General features: G+C 38.1%; 17 protein-coding genes. 14 read left to right on the top strand and 3 right to left on the bottom strand.

The features are described 5' to 3' along the window. Positions 1-6 precede the first annotated feature (6 nt). The 11 genes from parE (at position 7) to topA (ending at position 15,373) form a co-directional block, all read left to right on the top strand. A complete protein-coding gene (gene parE / locus TOL2_RS07805; RefSeq protein ID WP_014956957.1) occupies positions 7-1,947 on the top strand; it encodes a DNA topoisomerase IV subunit B in 1,941 nt (646 codons plus the stop codon). Next, a complete protein-coding gene (gene parC / locus TOL2_RS07800; RefSeq protein ID WP_014956956.1) occupies positions 1,947-4,220 on the top strand; it encodes a DNA topoisomerase IV subunit A in 2,274 nt (757 codons plus the stop codon). Before parE ends, parC begins: the two co-directional genes overlap by 1 nt. Before the next feature lie 3 nt (positions 4,221-4,223). Continuing rightward, a complete protein-coding gene (gene mltF / locus TOL2_RS07795) occupies positions 4,224-5,606 on the top strand; it encodes a membrane-bound lytic murein transglycosylase MltF (protein WP_014956955.1) in 1,383 nt (460 codons plus the stop codon). Between the two features lie 259 nt (positions 5,607-5,865). Continuing rightward, on the top strand, positions 5,866-7,338 hold the full coding sequence (locus tag TOL2_RS07790) for an Rne/Rng family ribonuclease (RefSeq protein WP_014956954.1): 1,473 nt from the start codon (positions 5,866-5,868) through the stop codon (positions 7,336-7,338). A gap of 72 nt (positions 7,339-7,410) precedes the next feature. After that, entirely contained in the window at positions 7,411-8,232 is an 822-nt protein-coding gene (locus tag TOL2_RS07785; RefSeq protein ID WP_014956953.1) for a hypothetical protein, read from the top strand. A gap of 36 nt (positions 8,233-8,268) precedes the next feature. Beyond that, positions 8,269-8,619, top strand: coding sequence for a preprotein translocase subunit YajC (gene yajC, locus TOL2_RS07780; protein ID WP_014956952.1), 351 nt, complete (start codon positions 8,269-8,271; stop codon positions 8,617-8,619). Positions 8,620-8,639: 20 nt separating this feature from the next. Beyond that, on the top strand, positions 8,640-10,211 hold the full coding sequence (gene secD, locus TOL2_RS07775; RefSeq protein ID WP_014956951.1) for a protein translocase subunit SecD: 1,572 nt from the start codon (positions 8,640-8,642) through the stop codon (positions 10,209-10,211). Between the two features lie 12 nt (positions 10,212-10,223). Beyond that, positions 10,224-11,255, top strand: coding sequence for a protein translocase subunit SecF (gene secF, locus TOL2_RS07770; RefSeq protein WP_014956950.1), 1,032 nt, complete (start codon positions 10,224-10,226; stop codon positions 11,253-11,255). 4 nt (positions 11,256-11,259) lie between these two features. Continuing rightward, on the top strand, positions 11,260-11,958 hold the full coding sequence (ybgF, locus tag TOL2_RS07765; protein ID WP_014956949.1) for a tol-pal system protein YbgF: 699 nt from the start codon (positions 11,260-11,262) through the stop codon (positions 11,956-11,958). An 83-nt stretch (positions 11,959-12,041) separates the two neighbouring features. Then, the gene (gene dprA / locus TOL2_RS07760; protein WP_083863520.1) at positions 12,042-13,109 is read left to right on the top strand and encodes a DNA-processing protein DprA; all 1,068 of its coding nucleotides are present in this window, start codon (positions 12,042-12,044) and stop codon (positions 13,107-13,109) included. Continuing rightward, a complete protein-coding gene (gene topA / locus TOL2_RS07755; protein ID WP_014956947.1) occupies positions 13,106-15,373 on the top strand; it encodes a type I DNA topoisomerase in 2,268 nt (755 codons plus the stop codon). Before dprA ends, topA begins: the two co-directional genes overlap by 4 nt. 141 nt (positions 15,374-15,514) lie before the next feature. Here the strand turns inward: topA and efp are convergent, their stop codons facing one another. Next, positions 15,515-16,078 (bottom strand): elongation factor P, encoded by a 564-nt coding sequence (gene efp / locus TOL2_RS07750; RefSeq protein WP_014956946.1) that lies wholly within the window; start codon positions 16,076-16,078, stop codon positions 15,515-15,517. Positions 16,079-16,334: 256 nt separating this feature from the next. On the opposite strand from efp, the gene guaA reads away from it, so the two are divergent. The 3 genes from guaA to TOL2_RS25135 all read left to right on the top strand — a co-directional run bounded on the left by guaA (position 16,335) and on the right by TOL2_RS25135 (position 19,203). Then, complete coding sequence (guaA, locus tag TOL2_RS07745; RefSeq protein ID WP_014956945.1) at positions 16,335-17,864, top strand: glutamine-hydrolyzing GMP synthase; 1,530 nt, start codon at positions 16,335-16,337, stop codon at positions 17,862-17,864. A 57-nt stretch (positions 17,865-17,921) separates the two neighbouring features. Beyond that, complete coding sequence (locus TOL2_RS07740; protein WP_051012321.1) at positions 17,922-18,902, top strand: coiled-coil domain-containing protein; 981 nt, start codon at positions 17,922-17,924, stop codon at positions 18,900-18,902. 142 nt (positions 18,903-19,044) lie between these two features. Next, positions 19,045-19,203 (top strand): hypothetical protein, encoded by a 159-nt coding sequence (locus TOL2_RS25135; protein WP_173391120.1) that lies wholly within the window; start codon positions 19,045-19,047, stop codon positions 19,201-19,203. Positions 19,204-19,205: 2 nt separating this feature from the next. Here the strand turns inward: TOL2_RS25135 and TOL2_RS07735 are convergent, their stop codons facing one another. Together TOL2_RS07735 and TOL2_RS07730 are read right to left on the bottom strand one after the other, a co-directional pair. Then, positions 19,206-20,312, bottom strand: coding sequence for a lytic transglycosylase domain-containing protein (locus TOL2_RS07735; protein ID WP_014956943.1), 1,107 nt, complete (start codon positions 20,310-20,312; stop codon positions 19,206-19,208). Positions 20,313-20,562: 250 nt separating this feature from the next. Beyond that, positions 20,563-21,564 (bottom strand): NAD-dependent epimerase/dehydratase family protein, encoded by a 1,002-nt coding sequence (locus TOL2_RS07730; RefSeq protein ID WP_014956942.1) that lies wholly within the window; start codon positions 21,562-21,564, stop codon positions 20,563-20,565. Positions 21,565-21,643 lie beyond the last annotated feature (79 nt).

Here is a 21,643-nt window from a genome sequence, read left to right as displayed (position 1 = left end):
TCATTTATGAAATTATTTGAACTTAACACAGAAAATAAAAAAAATGCTGCGGCCTATACTGCCGAATCAATTGAAGTCTTAAAAGGGCTTGATCCGGTCAAAAGAAGACCGGGTATGTACACTGACACTTCAAGCCCGGATCACCTGGCATTTGAAGTTATTGATAACGGTGTGGATGAAGCCATTGCAGGATATGCCGACCGGATTGATGTGGTGTTAAAGACAGATCAATCCCTTATTGTTTCGGATAACGGGCGCGGGATGCCTGTGGATATTCATCCTGAAGAAAAAGTCTCCGGGGTGGAATTAATCATGTCAAAACTTCATGCAGGCGCAAAATTTTCCAATAAAGACTATAGCTATTCAGGCGGTCTGCATGGTGTTGGGGTGTCTGTTGTCAATGCATTGTCAACAAATTTAACAATCCATATTAAAAGGGATGGAAAAGAATATTGTATTGGTTTTAAAAACGGCTTTAAAACCGAAGAGCTGACAATTGTCAAAGAAATCGACAAAAAAGAATCCGGAACATCTCTTCAATTTTACCCTGACATGTCTTATTTTGATATCCCTTTATTTTCAAAAACAGCTTTAAAAACTGCCTTGAAATCAAAAGCCATTCTCTGTAAAGGGCTTGTCACAAGTTTTTATGATGAAACATCTGGTGAAAAAGAAACCTGGAAATATGATCATGGAATTGATGATTATCTCAGTGAAAATTTAAAAGAAAAAAAATGCATATTCTCATCTCCTTTTTCAGGAGATATTAAAGGAGATGATCTTCAACTCATATGGGCGGTTAACTGGACCATGGACACCGGCCCAAACCCTGAAGAAAGCTATGTCAACCTTATTCCTACACGATTAGGCGGAACCCATGTAAACGGTTTCAGATCTGGTCTTTTAGAATCTGTAAAAGAATTTTGCAAGTTTCAAAATCTTTTGCCCAAGGGTTTATACCTGGCACCTGAAGATATCTGGAATAAAATCGGTTATATCCTGTCCGTCAAACTTAGCGACGCTCAATTTTCCGGACAGACAAAAGAGAGACTGTCTTCGCGTCATTGTGCCAATCTGGTGAATATTCAGGTCAGGGATGCCTTTAGTTTATGGCTGAATCAAAATATTGAACAAGGTGAAAAACTGGCAAATTTTGCCATTGAAAATGCAAAAAACCGAATTAAAAAAGCCAATAAAGTGACTAAAAAAAGGTCATCAAACGGCACTACCCTTCCGGCCAAATTATCAGACTGTTCGAGTGTTGATCAAGAAAGGCGTGAATTGTTTTTTGTGGAGGGAGATTCTGCGGGCGGCTCGGCAAAACAGGCAAGAGACAGGCGGTTTCAAGCCATTATGCCGTTACGCGGTAAAATTTTAAACACATGGGATATGGAATCTTCCGCCATTGTTGAATCAATGGAAATCCGGAATATTTCACAGGTTTTAGGCGTCATACCCGGTTCTGATGACATTTCAAAACTCCGGTACAATAAAATATGCATCCTGGCGGATGCCGACTCAGATGGATTGCATATTGCAACGCTGGTATGCGCACTGTTTTTAAAACATTTTCCAAAAGTTGTAAGCCAGGGTCATGTTTATATTGCCATGCCCCCATTATACAGAATTGACGTGGGCAAAGAAGTTTTTTACGCATTGGACGACTCGGAAAAAAACAATATTATCAAACGAATAGACCGGCGCAAAAAACATGGCAAGATAAATATCCAACGGTTTAAAGGGCTGGGTGAAATGAATCCGGCACAACTCAAAGAGACAACCATTTCACCGGATTCCAGGAGACTTGTCCGGTTGTCTGTAAACGGCAGTTGTAAAGAATCACTAAAAGAGGTCTACGAGGTCATGGATATGCTTTTGGGTAAAAAAAGAGCAAAAGACAGAAAAACCTGGATAGAAACCAACGGCAACATAAAAGAGATTGAGTAATGAAAGATACGCTTCCGTCAGCCATTGATGATTATGAAAAAATACCTTTCCAGGATTTTGCCGAAAAAGCGTATTTGAACTATTCAATGTATGTTATTCTAGATCGTGCCCTGCCCCATATCGGTGACGGTTTAAAACCGGTGCAGCGAAGAATTGTATATGCCATGAGTCAACTGGGATTATCGTCATCAGCAAAATTTAAAAAATCAGCCAGAACCGTGGGAGATGTGCTGGGTAAATTTCACCCTCACGGAGATACGGCCTGCTATGAAGCCATGGTTCACCTGGCACAACCTTTTTCCTTAAGATATCCTTTGGTGGACGGCCAGGGAAACTGGGGTGATCCCAATGATCCCAAATCTTTTGCAGCCATGAGGTATACGGAATCTCGTCTGTCACAATATGCACAAATTTTTCTTCAAGAACTGGATCAGGGTACTGTGGACTGGTCACCGAATTTTGACGGAACTCTCAATGAACCCAAAATTCTTCCTGCACGCCTTCCCAATATTTTACTGAACGGCTCAACCGGTATTGCCGTGGGAATGGCAACCAGTCTTCTTCCCCATAACCTGAGGGAAGTGGCAAAGGCCTTGATACATTTAATTGATAATGAAAACGCGGATCTTGATCAAATCTGCAAATACATCAAAGGCCCCGACTTTCCAACGGACGCTGAGATCATCACTCCCTCTGAGGAGATAATAGAAAGCTACAGGACAGGAGCCGGCCGGATAAAGATGCGTGCCGTATTTCATGTGGAAGATTCGGAAATAATCTACACAGCCCTGCCCCATCATGCTTCCACGGAAAAAATATATGAACAGATTGCAGCTCAGATGGAAGCAAAAAAACTGCCAATGATAAGCGACATACGAGATGAATCAGACCATGAAGAGCCCACACGGCTGGTTGTTATTCCAAGATCAAAAAATCTGGATCTGAACGCGTTGACAGATCATTTGTTTGCAACAACCGATCTTGAAAAGTCTTACTCTTTCAACATGAACCTGATTGGAATCGACGGCAGGCCCAAGGTTAAAAACCTGCTTGAAATATTGACGGAATGGCTTGAATTCAGAGCAGAAACAGTAAGAAAAAAAATAAACTTCCGGTTGGAAAAAATTTTAGACCGGCTCCATATTTTAGAGGGATTGCTCACCGCTTTTTTAAATATTGATGAAGTGATTAATATTATCAGAAATTCTGATCATCCAAAAAAAGATTTGATAAAGGCCTTTTCATTAACTCAAATCCAAGCTGCTGCAATTCTGGAAATCAGGCTTCGCCAGCTGGCCAGATTAGAAGAAATTAAAATCAAATCAGAACTCAAAGACCTGGAATCCCAAAGAAAAGAGCTTGAAAAAATCCTTGGGTGTGAAAAAACATTCAAATCCTATATCAAAGAAGAAATAAAAGCAGATGCAAAAAATTATGGAGATAAAAGACGATCTCCCTTGCAAAAACGCAAAGAAGCGGAAAAATTTTCTGTTACCGATTTAATGGACATTGAACCGGTCACCATTATTTTATCAAAAAACGGCTGGATTAGATCGGCCAAAGGGCATGAGATAAATCCTGAAACGGTTAAATTCAAATCAGGAGATTCGCTTATGGATTGTTTAAGAACCAGGAGCGACAAACCCATTATTTTTCTGGACAATACCGGCAGAAGCTATATGCTGTTTTCCCATTCACTTCCTTCTGCACGGGGAAATGGCGAGCCATTAACAGGTCAATTGTCAATTGCACCCAATGCACATATCAAATTCATGCTGTCAGGAGCAAGTAACGATTATTTTCTGGTCGCTTCCGATAATGGTTACGGATTTATCATAAAATTTACCGATTTTTTGACCAATTATAAAAACGGCAAAGCTGTAATCAATTTAAAAGAAAATCATGAATTATTAAATCCTGAAAATATTGTTGATCGTGAAAAAGACAGCATTGCTGCGTTTTCATCTCAAGGCCGATTATTGATATTTACATTAAGCCAACTGCCAAACCTGAAAAAAGGACAGGGCAATAAAATTATTTCCATATCTAAAAAGAACTTAAACTCAACACCCCCTGAAAGGCTCAAGATCCTTAAAATTGTGCCGTCAGAATCTAATATTATAATTTATTCCGGCAAGCACTTCCTGAAATTAACCCCCGGGAATCAAAAAGATTATACAGGAAGCAGGGGACAGAGGGGAAAAAAGCTTCCCCGTGGATACCAAAATGTCGATCGGGTGGAAATAATACCGATTAACCCTGTTGACGAGTAAAAGATGAAAAAATTTTATTTGCAGTATTTTATTTTAATTCACCTCCTGGTGTTGACATTTTTTTTTGTTTTTTTTTCTGCATTGATTCATAACAGGGAAATCGATCTGAATTTAAGCCATCTGGAAAGAATCAAAAAAAACCGCGTTCTGCGATTTATCTCCACCAACTCCATAAAAACCTGTTACTGGTATAATAACAGGCTCACAGGATTTGAATACGATCTTGCCAGAGAATTTGCCGATTTCCTTAATGTTGATCTTGATATTGTTACCCCTGGACGGAATAATATGTTTTCTTATCTTGAACAGGGAAAAGGAGATTTTATCGCAGCCGGACTTGCCATAACAAAAAAAAGGCTTGAGGATGTCAATTTTTCAATTCCTTATATGACCGTTCAACAGCATATTGTTCATCACAAACTGGTTTTCGGGCCAAAGAATATTGAAGACCTTAACTTTCAAACAATAGATGTTCCTCGCGGCACATCTTATCATGCCAGGCTGGAGGAAATTAAAAATTCAGGCATTGACTTAAACTATATTCTTCATGATAATATCCCGACAGAAGACTTAATCCAAATGGTTTCCAACCAGGAAATCAAATTTACAGTCACCTACGATACAATGGCATATCTAAATCAAAGATATTATCCGGATATCCGAATCGGGATTCCGGTTCAGGAAAAAGAATATCTTGCCTGGGCGGTTAACAAGAATGATTCACAACTGCTGGAGCAGATGAATAAATTCTTCTTGTATGCAAATGAAACCGGAATCTTAAACCGAATAAAAGATAAATATTATTCCAATATTGAAAATACAGACCTGTTTGACTTGAAAATATTTCATCATCGAATCAAAACCCGGCTGCCAAAATACAAAAAAATAATTATGGAAGAATCCATGAAATATGATTTTGACTGGAAACTTTTGGCAGCAGCCATTTACCAGGAATCCCATTTCAATCCAAATGCAATAAGCTTTACAAATGTCAGGGGGTTGATGCAGGTTACAACGGCTACAGCAGAAGAAATGGGGATTGAAAATCGTCTAATACCGGCACAAAGCATTAAGGCCGGGATAAAATATCTTGATAAAATGGCTAAACGCTTTGATCATCTTGAGGATGAGTATGAAAGAATGCTGTTTGCTCTGGCCAGCTATAATGTCGGATATGGACATGTGATGGATGCCGTACAGATTGCCGAAGACATGGGGTTGGATGGAACAAGATGGCATAATTTAAAAGCAGTCCTGCCATTATTGTCAAAATCAAAATATTATGCAAAAACCCAATATGGTTATGCAAGAGGTTGGGAGCCGATTCAATATGTTGAACGCATACTTACCTATTTTGATATCCTTAAGCAAAAAAAAAATCATTGAACATTCAATACTATTTTTGCTTTATTGAATTTAACAATCAGACATTAAAAAATACTGATAAAACCGTTTAAAACGTTAAAACCCAAGGTAAATCCTTGATAAGCAAATAAAATAAAGATATCTTGATGAAAACAAATAAAGTCTATCAAAGAAATAAAAAATTTGACTTGATTCGTTCAATTTATTAGTTAAAAACTCAATAATTTTAATGAAATTCACAACTAACAAAGAATAAAAACACTATTCAAGAGAAAAATTAATGACACAAAAAATTCTGATCAATGCTTTAGATTCTGATGAAAACAGAATTGTTGCGCTAAAAGATAACAAACTTGAAGAATTTCACATTGAAACCACTGCAAAACAGGTCACACAGGGCAATATTTACAAAGGGATTGTCACAAGAGTCGAACCCAGCCTTCAGGCGGTGTTTGTGGATTATGGCGAACCTAAGAATGGTTTTCTTCAAAAAAACGAAATCCATAAAGACTATTTTCAGGATGTTGAAGCTGGTGAAAAGGCCCTGTTTAAACTTATCAAAAAGGGCCAGGAACTGATTGTTCAAGTTACAAAAGATCCCATAAGCCAAAAAGGGGCCATGCTGACAACCTTCATCTCCCTGCCCGGAAGATTATCTGTTCTGATGCCGGGCAATTCAACAAAAGGGGTGTCCCGGAAAATCAGTGATGAGGATGAGCGAAAGAGACTTGTCGGTATCATAAAAAAAATGGATATTCCTTCAGGATTCGGCATGATTGTCAGGACTGCCGGAAAAAACGCCACGAAAACCATGCTGACGGCTGATTTAAAATACCTGATGCGAGTATGGAATAATATTGACAAAACTTCAATCAAAAGCCCTGCCCCTTCGTTGCTTTATAAAGAGCAAACACTTGCCGTTCGATCCTTAAGAGATTATTTAACATCGGATATTAAAGAAATTCTCATCGACAGCCCTGAAATTTTTAAAGAGGTAAAAGATTTCATTGGGGTTATCGCTCCCAAACAAAAAAAAATAGTCAAGCAGTTCAAGGGCGAAAAACCCATATTTACCAAATATCAGCTTGAAGATCAGATTGCCTCTATTTATAAAAGGGAGGTAACCCTCAAATCCGGGGGGTTTCTGGTCATTGAACAAACAGAAGCCCTTGTTTCCATTGATGTTAATTCAGGAAAATCCACCAAAAAGAAAAACATAGAAGAAACCGCTTTTCATACCAATCTTGAAGCATGCGAGGAAGTGGCCCGGCAATTGAGGCTGCGCGATATGGGCGGTCTGATTGTGGTTGATTTCATAGACATGAAAGAGAGCCGCCATAAGGCTGAAATCACCAAAACACTGAAAAAAAACTTAAAATCCGACAAGGCTAAAACAAAAGTAGGGGGCATCACAAAATTTGGTTTACTGGAAATGTCACGGCAAAGAATCCGGCATTCAATCACTTTTGGAAGCTATGAAACCTGCAGGCATTGTAAAGGCAGGGGCCAGACGCCTTCAGTAGAAACCCAGGGTCTGGCATTTTTAAGGCAGTTGAAGCTCAGGACATTAAAACCCGGAATCAAGGAAGCAACAGGAGTTTTACCCAATGATGTGGCAGGTTATCTGTTGAACAAAAAAAGAGCTGAACTCACTGAAATTGAATCGAAAAAATCTGTTTTCATTACGATTGAGGGTGATCCAAATATGGTTTCGGGGGAAAACAAAATCATTATCATTCCCCATAACAATTGAAGACCTTTCTTGACATAAAGGGTTCTATTGTGTATCTGAAACAATTTCAATCTTAAGAAGGAAGCTGGATCCATGAGCCTGCAAAAGAATGGAAAAAGAAGCGGATTAATAACTATTGCCGTAATTTTATGCGGGGTGTTTTTTTTGACCGCCCTGTATTTTACCAAACTTCAGGAAAAGGATTTACCAGCATCAAAAGGTAAAATTGTAATGTCACAAAAACAGGGAATCAACAAAAAGGACATTACGGGCAATAAAAACAAAGCCGTTAAAGGTGACATTATCATTATGCCGACCCTTGATTATAATAATCTTCAAAAGGACAAAACCTTAAAGCAACTCATGGTATCACGCAAAGAGGGCCTGGGCATTAAAAAAAGCCTTGATATGATTGTCAATTCTGATGAAAGCTTCAAAATTGGTGACGTTCAAATCTCTATGAGAGATATTTTAGAAAATGCCTTTATAAAAGACGGAGAAGTTTTTGAAGAAAAAATTTATGACTCCGGAGCTATTTTGCCTCAAAAGATAAAACCCTATGGAATTTATGTGGTTCAACCCGGCGATAACATATGGAATATTCATTTTAATATTTTAAAAGAATTTTACGGCCATCACGGTATACATGTTACACCCAGAGCCGATGAACCCATTGATCAAGGGAAAAGCTCAGGGGTTGGAAAAATTTTAAAATTTTCCGAAACACTTGTAATCATATATAATCTTATTGAAAAAAAAGTGGATTCAAATATTGATATTATTGAACCGCTAAGCAAGATTGTCGTTTACAATGTGGATGAAGTTTTCTCACTTCTTCAGGAAATTAACTATCATAATATAGACAGAATCCAGTTTGACGGAAAAACAATCTGGATTCCTGCAAAAAAAATATAAATTTATATATTTTATTTATTCTAAGGAGGATTTATTTTGATTAGTACAGCATATGCAATGGGACAGGCAGGCGGGCAAGCGGGTGGACAGGCAGGTGGAATAGCAGGCTTTTTACCCATTATTATTTTATTTGCAATTTTTTATTTTCTTTTGATTCGGCCACAGCAGAAAAAAGCCAAAGAACATAAGGAAATGATATCCAATTTAAAAAAAGGCATTCGGATTGTAACATCCGGCGGCATCTATGGAACTATCCAAAGCTTGGATGATACAACCATTGGTCTTGAAATCGCTGAAAAGGTAAAAATTAAAATTTCCCGTGGAAATGTTGCAGCGGTAATTTCTGATACAGATGCTGTCCGTAAAGATGATAAAAAGAAAAAATAATTCCATTAGGAGCAATTAGATTGAAACCATTTACCTTTAAAACTGTATTTATTCTATGTGTTGTTTTAGCGGCTGTTGTCTGTTTGCTTCCCACATTCCTTGATTGCTGGCCCCATAAAAAAATCAATTTGGGGCTGGATCTTCAAGGAGGGATGCATCTTGTACTTGAAGTCCAGAATATCAAAGCAGTTGAAGCAGAGGTGGAAAGAACAATACAGGAGATTAAAAAAGAACTTAGAAGCGAGGGGGTGAAACACATTGGTGTTTCACGTCTGAACGACAATTCCATTCTTGCAAAATTTCAAGGGAGCGAAGACAAATCCAGCATTGAAAACGTTCTTTCAAAAAGTTTTGACAATCTGATCATCCAGAAACCTCAAAAGGAAAATAACAATATTTCCTATAAATTAGCCTTGCCGGAAAAAGATATTGAAAACATCAAAAAAATGGCAACAGAACAGGCTCTTGAAACCATCCGTAACAGGATAGATGAGTTTGGTGTAAGTGAGCCTGATATCCGGATACAGGGCGGGAACAGAATCCTTTTACAGCTGCCGGGCATTAAAGATCCGGAAAGGGCAAAAGGGCTGATCGGAAAAACAGCCCAATTAACATTCCAGCTGGTTGATGATGAAGCTGATGTTGATCTGGCCATCAATGGAACCCCTCCGGTTGGAGATGAAATACTGTATCAGCATAAAATCAATTCAAATTCCGGCACATCAACTAAAATTCCTTTTTTAATCAAAAAAAGAGTCCTTCTTGATGGAAGCCTCCTAACCAATGCCAGAGTTGAGTTTGATCAATTTCAACAACCCTTGGTAGGCATTGAGTTTAATCGAAAAGGAGCAAGGATTTTTGACCGGATAACCGGGGAAAATATCCACAAACGTCTTGCCATAGTTCTTGATAAATCAGTTTATTCAGCTCCGGTCATCCAGGACAGAATTGCCGGGGGCAAAGCCACAATAACAGGTAGTTTTACATTGAATGAGGCAAAAGATCTGGCCATTGCACTGAGAGCCGGTTCTTTGCCGGCACCTGTTAAAATTATTGAAGAACGAACCGTTGGTCCCACACTGGGTGCTGATTCCATCCGAATGGGTCTTATTTCAATGCTTGTGGGCGGACTTCTTGTGGTACTGTTCATGAGCATCTACTATAAGGGTGCAGGCTTGATTGCCGATCTGGCACTGATTATTAATATTGTTCTTATCGGTGGCGGCCTTGCCGCATTCCAGGCCACACTGACTCTGCCAGGAATAGCAGGCATAATTCTTACGATCGGCATGGCTGTTGATGCCAATGTGATTATTTTTGAAAGAATCAGAGAAGAGCTGCGATCCGGAAAAACCGCCCTGGCATCCGTTCATGCAGGGTTTGACAGAGCAACCCTGACGATTCTCGATGCCAACGTGACCACTTTTATTGCCGCCCTGGTTCTTTACCAGTTTGGTACAGGTCCGATCAAAGGTTTTGCCGTTACCCTTTGCCTTGGTATTATTGCAAGCCTTTTTACAGCGCTGGTTCTCTCAAAAAATATTTTTGATTTTATTCTTAAAAACAAACAGTCGTCAAAACTAAGCATATAAAGGGAATACATAATGCAAATTATCAAGTCTGATATCAATATAGACTTTATTGGTAAACATAAAATCGGATTTGTTTTATCAACCATCCTTATCCTCTTGAGCATCGGGTCTCTCATCATTAATAAAGGGCCTAACTATGGTGTCGATTTTGTTGGCGGAACCTTAATTCAACTAAAATTTTCAGAACAGGTTCCTGTTGGAAAAATACGATCAGCCCTATCCGATATAGGCTTTAACGATGCTTCGGTACAAAATTTCGGACAGCCCCAGGACCATGAATTTTTGGTTAGAACCAGCAACCTGGAAATGACCAGTAAAGGCTTGTCTCAATCCGTGATTGAAGCTGTCAAAGCATCCACAGGAGTTGCTCCTGAAATCCGAAGAGTGGAAATGGTCGGCCCCCAGGTCGGGCAGGATTTAAGGAAAAAAGCGCTGTTAGCCATTTTTTATTCCCTGCTGTTTATCACCATATATATTTCAGGCAGGTTTGAGCTAAAATGGATGTTATCGGGTGTAACAGCGGGTTCTCTTATGACTGCGGTATATTTTCTGTCCGTATTTAATGTAAGCATGGTTGTTCTGATCACGGCAGCCCTGGTTGTAACACTGGTATTGTTTTGGATGTTGCACCTCAAATATGCCATGGGTGCTATTGTTGCGCTTTTGCATGATGTATTGATCACCGTGGGAATCTTTTCGATGTTAAACCTGGATTTTTCATTACCGATTATTGCGGCACTCTTAACCATTATTGGATATTCATTAAATGATACCATTATTGTCTTTGACCGGATCAGGGAAAATGTAAAAGGAGCTAAAACAACTGAATCACTGCCTTTATTGTTTAATAGAAGCATCAATGAAACCCTTTCAAGGACGATTTTAACATCAGTAACAACACTGATCGTTCTTTTGGCCCTTTATTTTCTGGGTGGAGAAATTATTCATAATTTTGCATTTGCCATGATTATCGGTGTTCTTATCGGCACCTATTCTTCCATATTTGTGGCATCCCCCATTGTTCTTGCGACCAACAAAAGGTAGTGAAATGCCCTGTTTAAAAAAACGATTGTATAAACCTGTTTATTTTCTTATCCTGTCGTTTTTCTTTGTTTCCTGCGGTGCGATGCATTCTGTTAAAACGCCCGCAGGAAACGACAAAGAAGAGACTTTATGTCACACAAAGCTTGTGGAATTGGAATCTGAGCTTACCGGTATAAAGCAGGATCAGGCAACTTTAAAATATCAAATAGAAAAAAATAATACCATTATACAAACACTTCAGGATATCATCTCAACCCTGGAGACAAAAATTGCATTTCTTGAAAAAACCCCACAGCCTGCAGCCCCTATCCAGTATAAAATTGAGGCCCTCAAACCGGCTGATTTATACAAAAAAGCAAGAAATCTTTTGCTTGAAAACAATTTTTCAAAGGCTGCCGGCTTGTTCTCCGAATTTATTAAACATTATCCTCAAAACAGTCTGGCAGACAATTGTGTTTATTGGCTTGGTGAATGTCATTATTCTCTGAAAGATTATAAAAAGGCAATTGAGGTATTCAAAGACCTGGAAATAAAATATCCCAAATCGGAAAAAGTGCCTGATGCCATATTAAAAACAGGCTATTCATATTTGTTGCTGGATGATTTCAACCGGGCAAACCACTATTTAAAACAAGTATTAAAACAATATCCTTTTTCACCGGCTGCGGAAAAAGCTCAGAAAAAACTTGGAGATTTTGAATAATATCCTTTTTACGAAAAAATAATTCTTTTGAAAAATATCTGCCTTGGTTTACGCTGCGGGAAATCCCGTTTTTGGGCAATATAATGTATAAAAGATTAATAGATCAATTTGGATCACCCGAAATCGTTTTAAAAACATCCGAACATCAGCTTGGAAAGGTTAACAGACTTTCTGCAAAAGTAAGAGACAACATCGTCAATCATAAAGCATTTGTGTACCGGGCAAAAAAAGAATTGGAAATTGTTTTAAACAAAAATATTAACATTGTAACTTTAACGGATTGCGAATATCCTGTGTTGCTCAAACAAATCCCTGATCCGCCGCCTTTTTTGACATATGTGGGCAAACTCGATAACAGCTCTCCTTGTATATCCATTATCGGCTCAAGAGCTGCAACCGGCTATGGGTTAAGCGCATCTGAAAATTTTGCATATAATCTTGCCGGAAAAGGATTTCAGATTGTCAGCGGCCTTGCAAGAGGAATTGATTCCATGGCACATAAAGGTGCGTTAAGAGCAAAGGGAAAGACCATTGCCGTATTGGGATCAGGATTGAATAAAATATATCCCAGGGAGAATAAAAGTCTGTTTCAGGCTATTGCGGAAAACGGCACTGTTTTTTCAGAATTCAAACTGAATACAGAGCCATATCCATCAAATTTCCCCACTCGAAACCGTATCATTGCAGGTTTATCCTGTGGAAGTATTGTTGTTGAAGCAGCCAAAAAAAGTGGATCTCTGATCACTGCCCGACTGGCCACGGAATATAATCGAGAGGTATTTGCAGTTCCGGGAAGTATAAAATCAAAAAAAAGCGAGGGCACCCATTCTCTGCTCAAGCAAGGTGCAAGGCTGGTTGAAAATGAAAATGATATTATGGATGAACTTCATCATTTTATTCATGAAGAAAAAGAAAACTTTCAAGCGGCTCCTTTACAAAAACAAAAATCAACTGATTATAAAAGTTGTAAACAAAATAAATCTTTAATTATGAATTTTCTTGACCCTTACCCTGTACATATTGATGTGTTAATCGAAAAAAGCGGGATGACAAGTTCGCAGGTTACATCCCAATTAATTGATTTGGAACTGCAAGGCACAGTGATGCGCCATCAGGGTAATTATTATTCGATCTCGGAGGAATACCATTGACAAAACCCCTAATCATCGTCGAGTCCCCAACAAAAATCAAAACATTAAAAAAATATGTTGGAAAGGAATTTAATGTTGCTGCAAGTGCCGGCCACATAAGGGATCTTCCTGTTAAAACCCTTGGTATTGATATTGAAAAAAATTTTCAGGCAGAATATGTTAACATAAAAGACAAATCCAAAGTTATTTCCAATCTGAAGAAATTGGCCAAAGATGCCAAAGAAATTTATCTTGCACCTGATCCGGATCGCGAGGGTGAAGCCATTGCATTCCATATTATGGATATTTTAAAGAAAAAAGACCGGATTTTTCATCGTGTTCTTATTCATGAATTAACCAAAAAGGGAATTCAAGAGGCATTACAAAAGACCCTGATACCGGATGCCAATAAATATGATGCCCAGCAGGCAAGAAGAAAACTGGACCGTCTGGTTGGATATCAGATTTCCCCTTTATTATGGCAAAAAGTCCAGAGAGGCTTAAGTGCAGGAAGGGTTCAATCTGTTGCCGTTAAAATTATCTGTGACAGGGAAAGGGAAATTCGAAAATTTATTCCGGAAGAGTTCTGGACGATCACAGCCGACCTTCTTTCACAATCCCCTCCTAAGTTTAATGCTGCCCTCATTAAGATTAACAATAAAAAGGCCAAGGTTACCAACGAAAAACAGGCTTCAGGTATTTTAAAAGATCTTAAAGCTGCGCAATTTGTTATTCATGAAATAAAAACCAAAACTATTAAACGGAACCCGTCACCTCCTTTTATCACCAGTAAACTTCAACAGGATGCAATCAATCGGCTAAGGTTTTCCGCAAAAAAAACCATGATTGTTGCACAGCAGCTTTATGAAGGCATTGAAATAGGAACAGGAGGCCCCGAAGGTCTCATCACCTATATGCGTACGGATTCAACCAGAATTGCTCCTGATGCAGCCCGGGAGGCACAAGCCTTTATTGCACAAACAATAGGAGATGAATTTGCATTAAGCACCCCCAGATTCTTCAAAAACAAGAACAAGGTTCAAGATGCCCATGAAGCCATTCGCCCGACATCTGTGTTTCACTCACCTGAAAAAATAAAAAATTTTCTGTCTCCAGACCAGTTTAAGCTCTATGATCTGATATGGAAACGATTTGTTGCATCTCAAATGGCACAGGCCATCATTGACCAGAAAACAATTCTGATTAAGGCAACGGATAAATACATGTTTTCTGTCAGCGGTTCAACAGTTAGATTCTTAGGATTCATGAGTCTTTATTCCCCAAATAATGAATCAAAAGAAAAAGATATACAGGCTTTACCTGATGCCAAAGAAGGAACTGTTTTAAAAACACTGGAAATTTTTCCAAAACAGCATTTTACAAAGCCTCCGCCAAGGTTTTCCGAGGCATCACTTGTCAAAGAGCTTGAAAAAAACGGAATCGGACGACCCAGTACCTATGCATCCATCCTGTCAGTGATTAGGGACAAAGGATATGTTGATCTTGTAAATCGATATTTTGCGCCCAGTGAGCTTGGATTTATTGTGAATGACCTATTGGTAGCTTCTTTTCCAAATATTTTAAACATCTCATTTACAGCCCAGATGGAAACAAATCTTGACGATGTTGAAACCGGCAACCTGGAAGAAGTGCAGCTTTTAACTGATTTTTATGCATCTTTTAAAAAATATCTGGATGCTGCAAGTGAAAACATGATCAGCTTAAAAGGCGTCGGAGTTGAGACCGGCCTGGTCTGTCCGTCCTGCGGGAAGCAATTGAATATAAAAATCGGCAGAAACGGCCATTTTCTTGCATGTACGGGATATCCGGACTGTTCTTTTACCAGCAATTATCTTCGGGATGAAAAAGGCAATATTTCAATTGTTGAAAAAATTGTTGACAATACAAAAGTCAAAGATTGCATCAAATGCGGCAAACCCATGGTTCAAAAAGACGGCCGTTTCGGTCTCTTTCTCGCCTGCACCGGATACCCGGACTGTAAGCATACTGAGTCCGTCAACGGTGAATACAGCAGTAAGGATATCGGGGTAAAATGTCCAAAAGCAGATTGCTCAGGAACAATTTTAGAAAAAAAGACAAAAAGAGGGAAAATCTTTTTCGGCTGCTCAAAATACCCGGATTGCACATTTGCATCCTGGGACAAACCAATTGATAGAGCTTGTCCGGATTGCAGTTCCCCCTATCTTGTTGAAAAAGAGACCAAAAAGGAAGGAAAATTCTTAAAATGCCCGGATAAAAAGTGTGGGTTCAAAGAGCATCAGTAAAAAAAATCCGTCCCGATTATCTGCCAGCTTTTAATTGTTTAACAATTACTGTGTCATATGGTGGAGCGTATCAAATGATGGTATGTCGAATGAAATACCATCACAATACAGATTCTCCGGATAGAAAACTTTTAAACCATATTATTCATTAACCCGTTCTACATACTCGCGGGTTCTGGTATCAATTTTGATCATCTGTCCTTGTTCTATAAAAGGCGGCACCTGGACTTCAAACCCTGTTTCAAGTATAGCGGGCTTGGTGCTTCCGGTGGCAGTATCTCCTTTTGCCCATGGTTCTGACTTGATCACTTCCAGGTTGATAAAATTGGGCAATGTTATGCCAATGGGAAGTCCGTTATACAAAAGGATTGTACAAAGCGTATTGTCCTTTAGCAGATCTATTGCATCCCCTAATTGATCTTTTGTCAAAAAATGCTGTTCATAATTGGATGTATTCATAAAGCAGTAGCTGTCCTTATCCGAATACAGATATTCCATTTCCTGTTCTTCAAGATCCGCTTTTTTGAATTTATCACCGGATCTATAGGTTCGTTCAAACTGGGACCCTGTAATCATATTTTTTAATTTGCATTTATACAGGGATTGCCCTTTTCCGGGTTTTTTAAATTCAAAGCCAATAATAACATAAGGTTCTCCGTCTATTTCAAACTTTAAACCCTTTCTCAAATCACTTGCTAAATACATGTAATGCTCCTAAATTTATCTTTCAAACATAACAGACTTTATCACAGATCTCTCTTTTATATGAAAATTTTGAAAAATCCAAATAAAGACCTTCATATTTTGTTGCGGCAAAGCTTAAGGTGAAATACCAAGTCTGCCCGTGGCAGTTAATCACATTAAGTGTAAATTGGCAACCTCCGGATAAAAACAACTTGCTTTTTTATCGGTATTATAGGAAATATAATGTTTTAGAAAATATTATTATAGGAAAATTTATATGATCATTGTTATTGATTTTGGTTCTCAATTCAACCAGCTTATCGCAAGAAGAGTTCGAGAAAATAACGTTTATTGCCAGGTAGAGCCGTCAGATATTTCAGTTGCCAGAATAAAGGAACTTAATCCCCAAGGCATTATTCTTTCCGGAGGCCCTTCAAGCATATATGAACAAGACAGTCCTAAAATTGATAAATCCATTTTTGATCTTGAAATCCCCATCCTTGGCATCTGCTATGGGATGCATTTTATGGTACATACGCTCGGCGGTAAAATCAAAAAAGCAACAAAACGGGAATATGGCTTTGCAAGCCTTGATATAAAAGAGCCTGCCCCTTTATTCAAAGACATGGAAACAGGCTTCCAATGCTGGATGAGCCATGGCGATTCCGCCATTAAACTGCCAAAAAATTTTGTTATTACCGCTTCAACTCAAAATACGGCTATCGCAGCCATTGCAAATCATGAAAAAAACTTTTACGGTCTTCAATTTCATCCTGAGGTGGAACACTCTAAAAACGGAACCCTCATGATCCGTCATTTTTTATTTGATGTCTGCAAGTGCCGGGAAAACTGGAATATGAAATCATTTTGCGATGGTGCCATTTCCCAGATTAAAGAAGCTGTTGGAGACAAAAAAGTGATCATGGGGCTTTCAGGCGGTGTGGATTCATCCGTTGCTGCAACCCTTATTCATAAAGCAATCGGCAAGAATTTGTTTTGCATCTTTGTGGACAATGGACTCTTACGAAAAGGTGAAAAAGAGGGGCTTGAAAAAAACCTGACAGCCGGACTTGATCTGAACATCAAATTTGTAAATGCAAAAGAAAAATTTCTAACTGCATTAGAAGGCGTAACCGATCCTGAAAAGAAACGCAAAATCATAGGAAATCTATTTATAGATGTATTTGACGCCCAAGCCAACAAGATAGACGGAGCAGAGTTTCTCGGTCAGGGAACTTTGTATCCTGACATTATTGAATCCAAATCAGCCTTTGGCGGTCCCACATCCATCATCAAATCTCATCATAATGTCGGTGGTCTGCCGGAAAAAATGAAACTCAAATTAATTGAACCTTTGCAACTGCTGTTCAAAGATGAAGTCAGAAAATTAGGTTCAGAGCTTGGCATCAATGAGGATCTTGTATGGCGTCAACCCTTTCCAGGGCCTGGTCTTGCCATAAGGATCATGGGAGAAATCACTGCTTCTCGACTTGAAATTCTAAGAGAGGCCGATGCCATTTTACTTGAAGAAATCAAAGAAGCCGGGCTTTACAGAAAATTATGGCAATCTTTTGCAGTTCTGCTGCCAATAAAAAGCGTGGGAGTAATGGGAGACAAAAGAACCTTTGCAAATTGCATTGCTATCAGAGCTGTCACCAGCAATGATGCCATGACGGCTGACTGGGCAAAATTGCCCCATGATCTTTTGGGTAAAATTTCCAACAGGATTATCAATGAAGTTGAAAATATTAACAGGGTTGTTTTTGATATAACATCAAAACCTCCCGGAACAATTGAATGGGAATAAAATACCAGTAACGGCCATTGCAATCAAGTTGCCAAAAAAAATATAATAATGGGTTCAATGAATTTAAAAGATTTCAGACCTGATAACCTGAATTTTGACGATGAGGAGGAACTTCCCAAACACACGGGCGGACAAATTCCTGCATCAACACATCACGAAGAAATCAACACCTTGAAAATCGAGAAACTTTCCAACAGGGTGACGATCATTTCCATCATTATTCCATGTCTTATCAGTGCCATTATCATATTTGCCTACCTTGATATGAAAGAACGAGTTGTGGATGTTGATCAGACCAAACAAAACCAGGTTGACAAAATTTCACAACAATTAGAAGAAAGATTAAATGCGCTTGATATAAAAATAGCAAGAAACAGATATGATCTTGATAACAAACTGCCTGAACTTAACAATAAAACGGTTTCAATTGAAGGCAGTATTGCGAAATTAGTCAGCGGAAAAGCTGACAATAAAACCATTCAAAATCAGTTTATTAAACTTGAAAAACGTGTTTCCAATAACGCAAATCAAGATAAAATGACTCTTCAGACCCTTGAAAGAGTCAACAAAGAAAACCTTTCTGCCATAACAAAAAATCAAGATCTGTTTGATAAAGCTGCGCGACAAATAAAAGAAGAAATAGCCCTGTTCAAAGAAAAATTTGATGCTGAACTGTTAAAACTTTCAGATTCTGAGCAGCAAATCGATGAACTTCGAATGAATTTAAGTCTTCTGGATAAAAAATATAAAAGATTAGACCGGGAGACGATTTCTCAAGCACAGCTGGATAAAAAACTAATTCAATTGAAGACGGATTTAAACACTCATATGAAAAAAACAGACGAACAAGTAAATACCTTGAACCGGGAACTCATTAGCAATATAGCCCGGATACAAAAAAGTCTTGACCTGCTTCCGTCATCTTTTTCACCTCAAAATCCAACAAAAAAAACACAAACCCACATCAAACCCAAACAGCCTATCAATATTGATTCATCCGGTTTCATGAAAATTGAAGAAGAATCCTTAACACAATAGGGATCACTGAGGGATTTTCTTTTTTTATCTTTCGCAATCCATGCGTGTCCAACCGGTGCTTCATGGAAAATGGGTTGAAAGGCAATGAAAATTAAGGTATATATAACCCATTCTTTGGGGATACCATTAAAAAGGATTAAACATGTCTAAACAATACCCGGAATGCCCGCTCTATAATCACGCAACCTGCAGAGAATTGCATAATCCAAAGCTCTGTGCCATCATAAGAGAAGATAAAACCTGCTTTAAAAAGCAGCAAAAACCTAAAAAAGAAAATACAGCCGACACCACCACATCATAATTTCATTCAATCGTCAATCTGTCGCCTGGATGAATCATAACGTTTGCAGAAAGATCATTTAATCTTAACAGTGAAAACAACGATATCTTATACGCTTTAGCAATTCCGATCAGACTTTCTCCTTGCTTAACAATGTGAAATTTTGTTTTATATGTTTTTTCCCAGTTTTTATAATTAGTTGTAAACCGTTCCTTAAATCCTTTTGCCTTTCCTTTTGGTATCAAAATTTGAATATCTCCTTTACCAAGGAAGTGTCCACGTAATTCGGGATTATAATCTTTAACCGCTTTAAAGGATATGGCGGCAGCTCGGGCAATTAGGGCAATGGGCATTTTAAAATCCGATTTAAAATTGACTTTATCAAAGGTAAAAACAGGATATAAATCTGATTTTTTCAAATAAAAACCGTATCGTTCCTGATTTTCAAGAATCAATTTAGCACTAATAAGTTTAAAAACATATCTTTGAGTTTCCAAGGGAAGATATAATGAAAAATAGTTATTGTTTTTTTGAAGTTCAATTTCACCTTCCAAACCATACTCGCCCATATTATATGCACTCAGAGCAAGCAGGTATGATCCGAATTGCAAATTTAACGCCTTTATATATTTACAGGCCGCATGAGTTGATTTAAATATATTTCTTCGTTCATCTACTTTAGAATCAATCCTGAGACCATATCTTCTTCCTGTAGACTTTAAAAACTGCCAATATCCCACCGCACCTTTTGAAGAACCGGCATGAGGTCTTAATGCACTTTCAATGACCGGAACATATTTAAAATCAAGGGGCAATCCATGTTGTTTTAAAATGTGTTCAACATGGGGGAAATACCTTGCAGACCGTTTAATCCAGAGAATCACCTGGGGCCTGTCCCACAAAGCCAACAGCAGTTCTTTTTCAAGGCTTTCTTTTATTTCTTGATGATCCAACGGAATTTTAATATCACAATAGTGAATATCATTTTTAAACCTTATGCTTTCCATTAATGAAGGAACATTCTGTTGAAGATTTTGATACTTGACCTGTTCTGTTCCCAAACAGATCAAAGGGGATAAAAAACATACAATGGATATAAAAATTGCGTTACATAAATATTTGTATTGCATAAATTTATCCTGATATTAAAAATTTTTATTTAACGAATAATCTCAAAATCAAATACCAAAGTCAATCTGACATGGCCTTTTTATATGAAAGAACTTCTAACTTGTTGGAATCAGATCTCTTTCATTTTTTGTTGTGTCAGCTTGATCCGCTATGGCCGTTAGTTGAGAAAAATCATACTTAAAATGTGTTATTTTAACGAGGTCTGAAACTCAAAAAAAGGTTCATTGATAAGCAAATGATGCTTTTTTATCAAATATCCGGTTGATCCAAAAACACAGTTGACAGATCATGTTCAGGTTCAAAACCGGTTTTTAACATTTTTTTATTATCAAAAACCAAGTTGAGACTAATTTTTTTGTATGCTGCAATGAACCATGCCTTTCTTTTTCTCATCACATAAGCAGCACACTTTGTGGTCACTTTAATAAAAAAAAGAGGAACCCTGATAACAAAACGGGTGGGTCTGTATGAAGATTGGTAAAATATAGTAATAATCTGCTTAAACGTATAAGGCATTTTATCCGACACATTATATGTATTGCAAAAAATATGACCGTCATTGTTCCGGCCATTCAATGAATCAAGTCTATATTGAATAAAATCAACAAGGTTCCCCCTTGCCAGTGCCGACATTTTCTGTTGACCATTACCTATTAGAACATAGGCCAGTTTTCCAGGCGCAAAAATTCTTTTATCAATATTAAAACTGTTGTTGCGGTCATAGACAGGAGACAACCGAAGCAAATCTACTTTTTTCATGACGCCTTTATTGAACAAGTCAATCAAATGGTTTTCCGCATCAAGTTTGCTGAATGCATAATCGCTCGTAGGTTTACAAGAACTTTCTTCAAAGATCACATCCCCGTTATTTTCTTCTCCATAAACCGATATGGATGAAAGAAATATAAAATAAACTTCCGGGTTTGATCTTGAGGCAGCCAGGGCCAATTTTTCAACAGCCCTGCTGTTTATTTCCCGGTAGGAATTAGCGTCAACTTCCCAGGCTTTCTGGTGGGCGATCCCGGCACAATGAATCACTGCATCAAAACGGTGTGTATCACATAATTGGGTTATCAAGTTGTCATCCGTAATATCTGCTTTTACAGACAGATAATTTGAATAAAAAAAAGAAGACTCATTCCGGTCAAATGCCACGACCCGATAGTTTTTTGCAACTCTTTTACATACTGCCTGCCCGATAAACCCCAACGCCCCTGTCACTAATATTGTTTTCATCATTCCCTTGTTCATACACATTCCCTATCCTTGGAATTTACTTGACTCTTCATACCATTTCAATTAAAAATCGGCAAAACATATAACTCAACTT

This window comes from Desulfobacula toluolica Tol2 (assembly GCF_000307105.1).
Classification (GTDB): domain Bacteria; phylum Desulfobacterota; class Desulfobacteria; order Desulfobacterales; family Desulfobacteraceae; genus Desulfobacula; species Desulfobacula toluolica.
Note: the sequence above shows the minus strand (reverse complement) of the source record. Positions and strands in the feature narration are given on the sequence as shown.

Coding starts and splice junctions, on each gene's coding strand:
- TOL2_RS25135 (WP_173391120.1), top strand. CDS start 19,045: ATGTCTAAACAATACCCGGAATGCCCGCTCTATAATCACGCAACCTGC.
- mltF (WP_014956955.1), top strand. CDS start 4,224: ATGAAAAAATTTTATTTGCAGTATTTTATTTTAATTCACCTCCTGGTG.
- secF (WP_014956950.1), top strand. CDS start 10,224: ATGCAAATTATCAAGTCTGATATCAATATAGACTTTATTGGTAAACAT.
- parC (WP_014956956.1), top strand. CDS start 1,947: ATGAAAGATACGCTTCCGTCAGCCATTGATGATTATGAAAAAATACCT.
- TOL2_RS07790 (WP_014956954.1), top strand. CDS start 5,866: ATGACACAAAAAATTCTGATCAATGCTTTAGATTCTGATGAAAACAGA.
- TOL2_RS07730 (WP_014956942.1), bottom strand. CDS start 21,564: ATGAACAAGGGAATGATGAAAACAATATTAGTGACAGGGGCGTTGGGG.
- efp (WP_014956946.1), bottom strand. CDS start 16,078: ATGTATTTAGCAAGTGATTTGAGAAAGGGTTTAAAGTTTGAAATAGAC.
- guaA (WP_014956945.1), top strand. CDS start 16,335: ATGATCATTGTTATTGATTTTGGTTCTCAATTCAACCAGCTTATCGCA.
- parE (WP_014956957.1), top strand. CDS start 7: ATGAAATTATTTGAACTTAACACAGAAAATAAAAAAAATGCTGCGGCC.
- TOL2_RS07785 (WP_014956953.1), top strand. CDS start 7,411: ATGAGCCTGCAAAAGAATGGAAAAAGAAGCGGATTAATAACTATTGCC.
- ybgF (WP_014956949.1), top strand. CDS start 11,260: ATGCCCTGTTTAAAAAAACGATTGTATAAACCTGTTTATTTTCTTATC.
- TOL2_RS07740 (WP_051012321.1), top strand. CDS start 17,922: ATGAATTTAAAAGATTTCAGACCTGATAACCTGAATTTTGACGATGAG.
- dprA (WP_083863520.1), top strand. CDS start 12,042: ATGTATAAAAGATTAATAGATCAATTTGGATCACCCGAAATCGTTTTA.
- TOL2_RS07735 (WP_014956943.1), bottom strand. CDS start 20,312: ATGCAATACAAATATTTATGTAACGCAATTTTTATATCCATTGTATGT.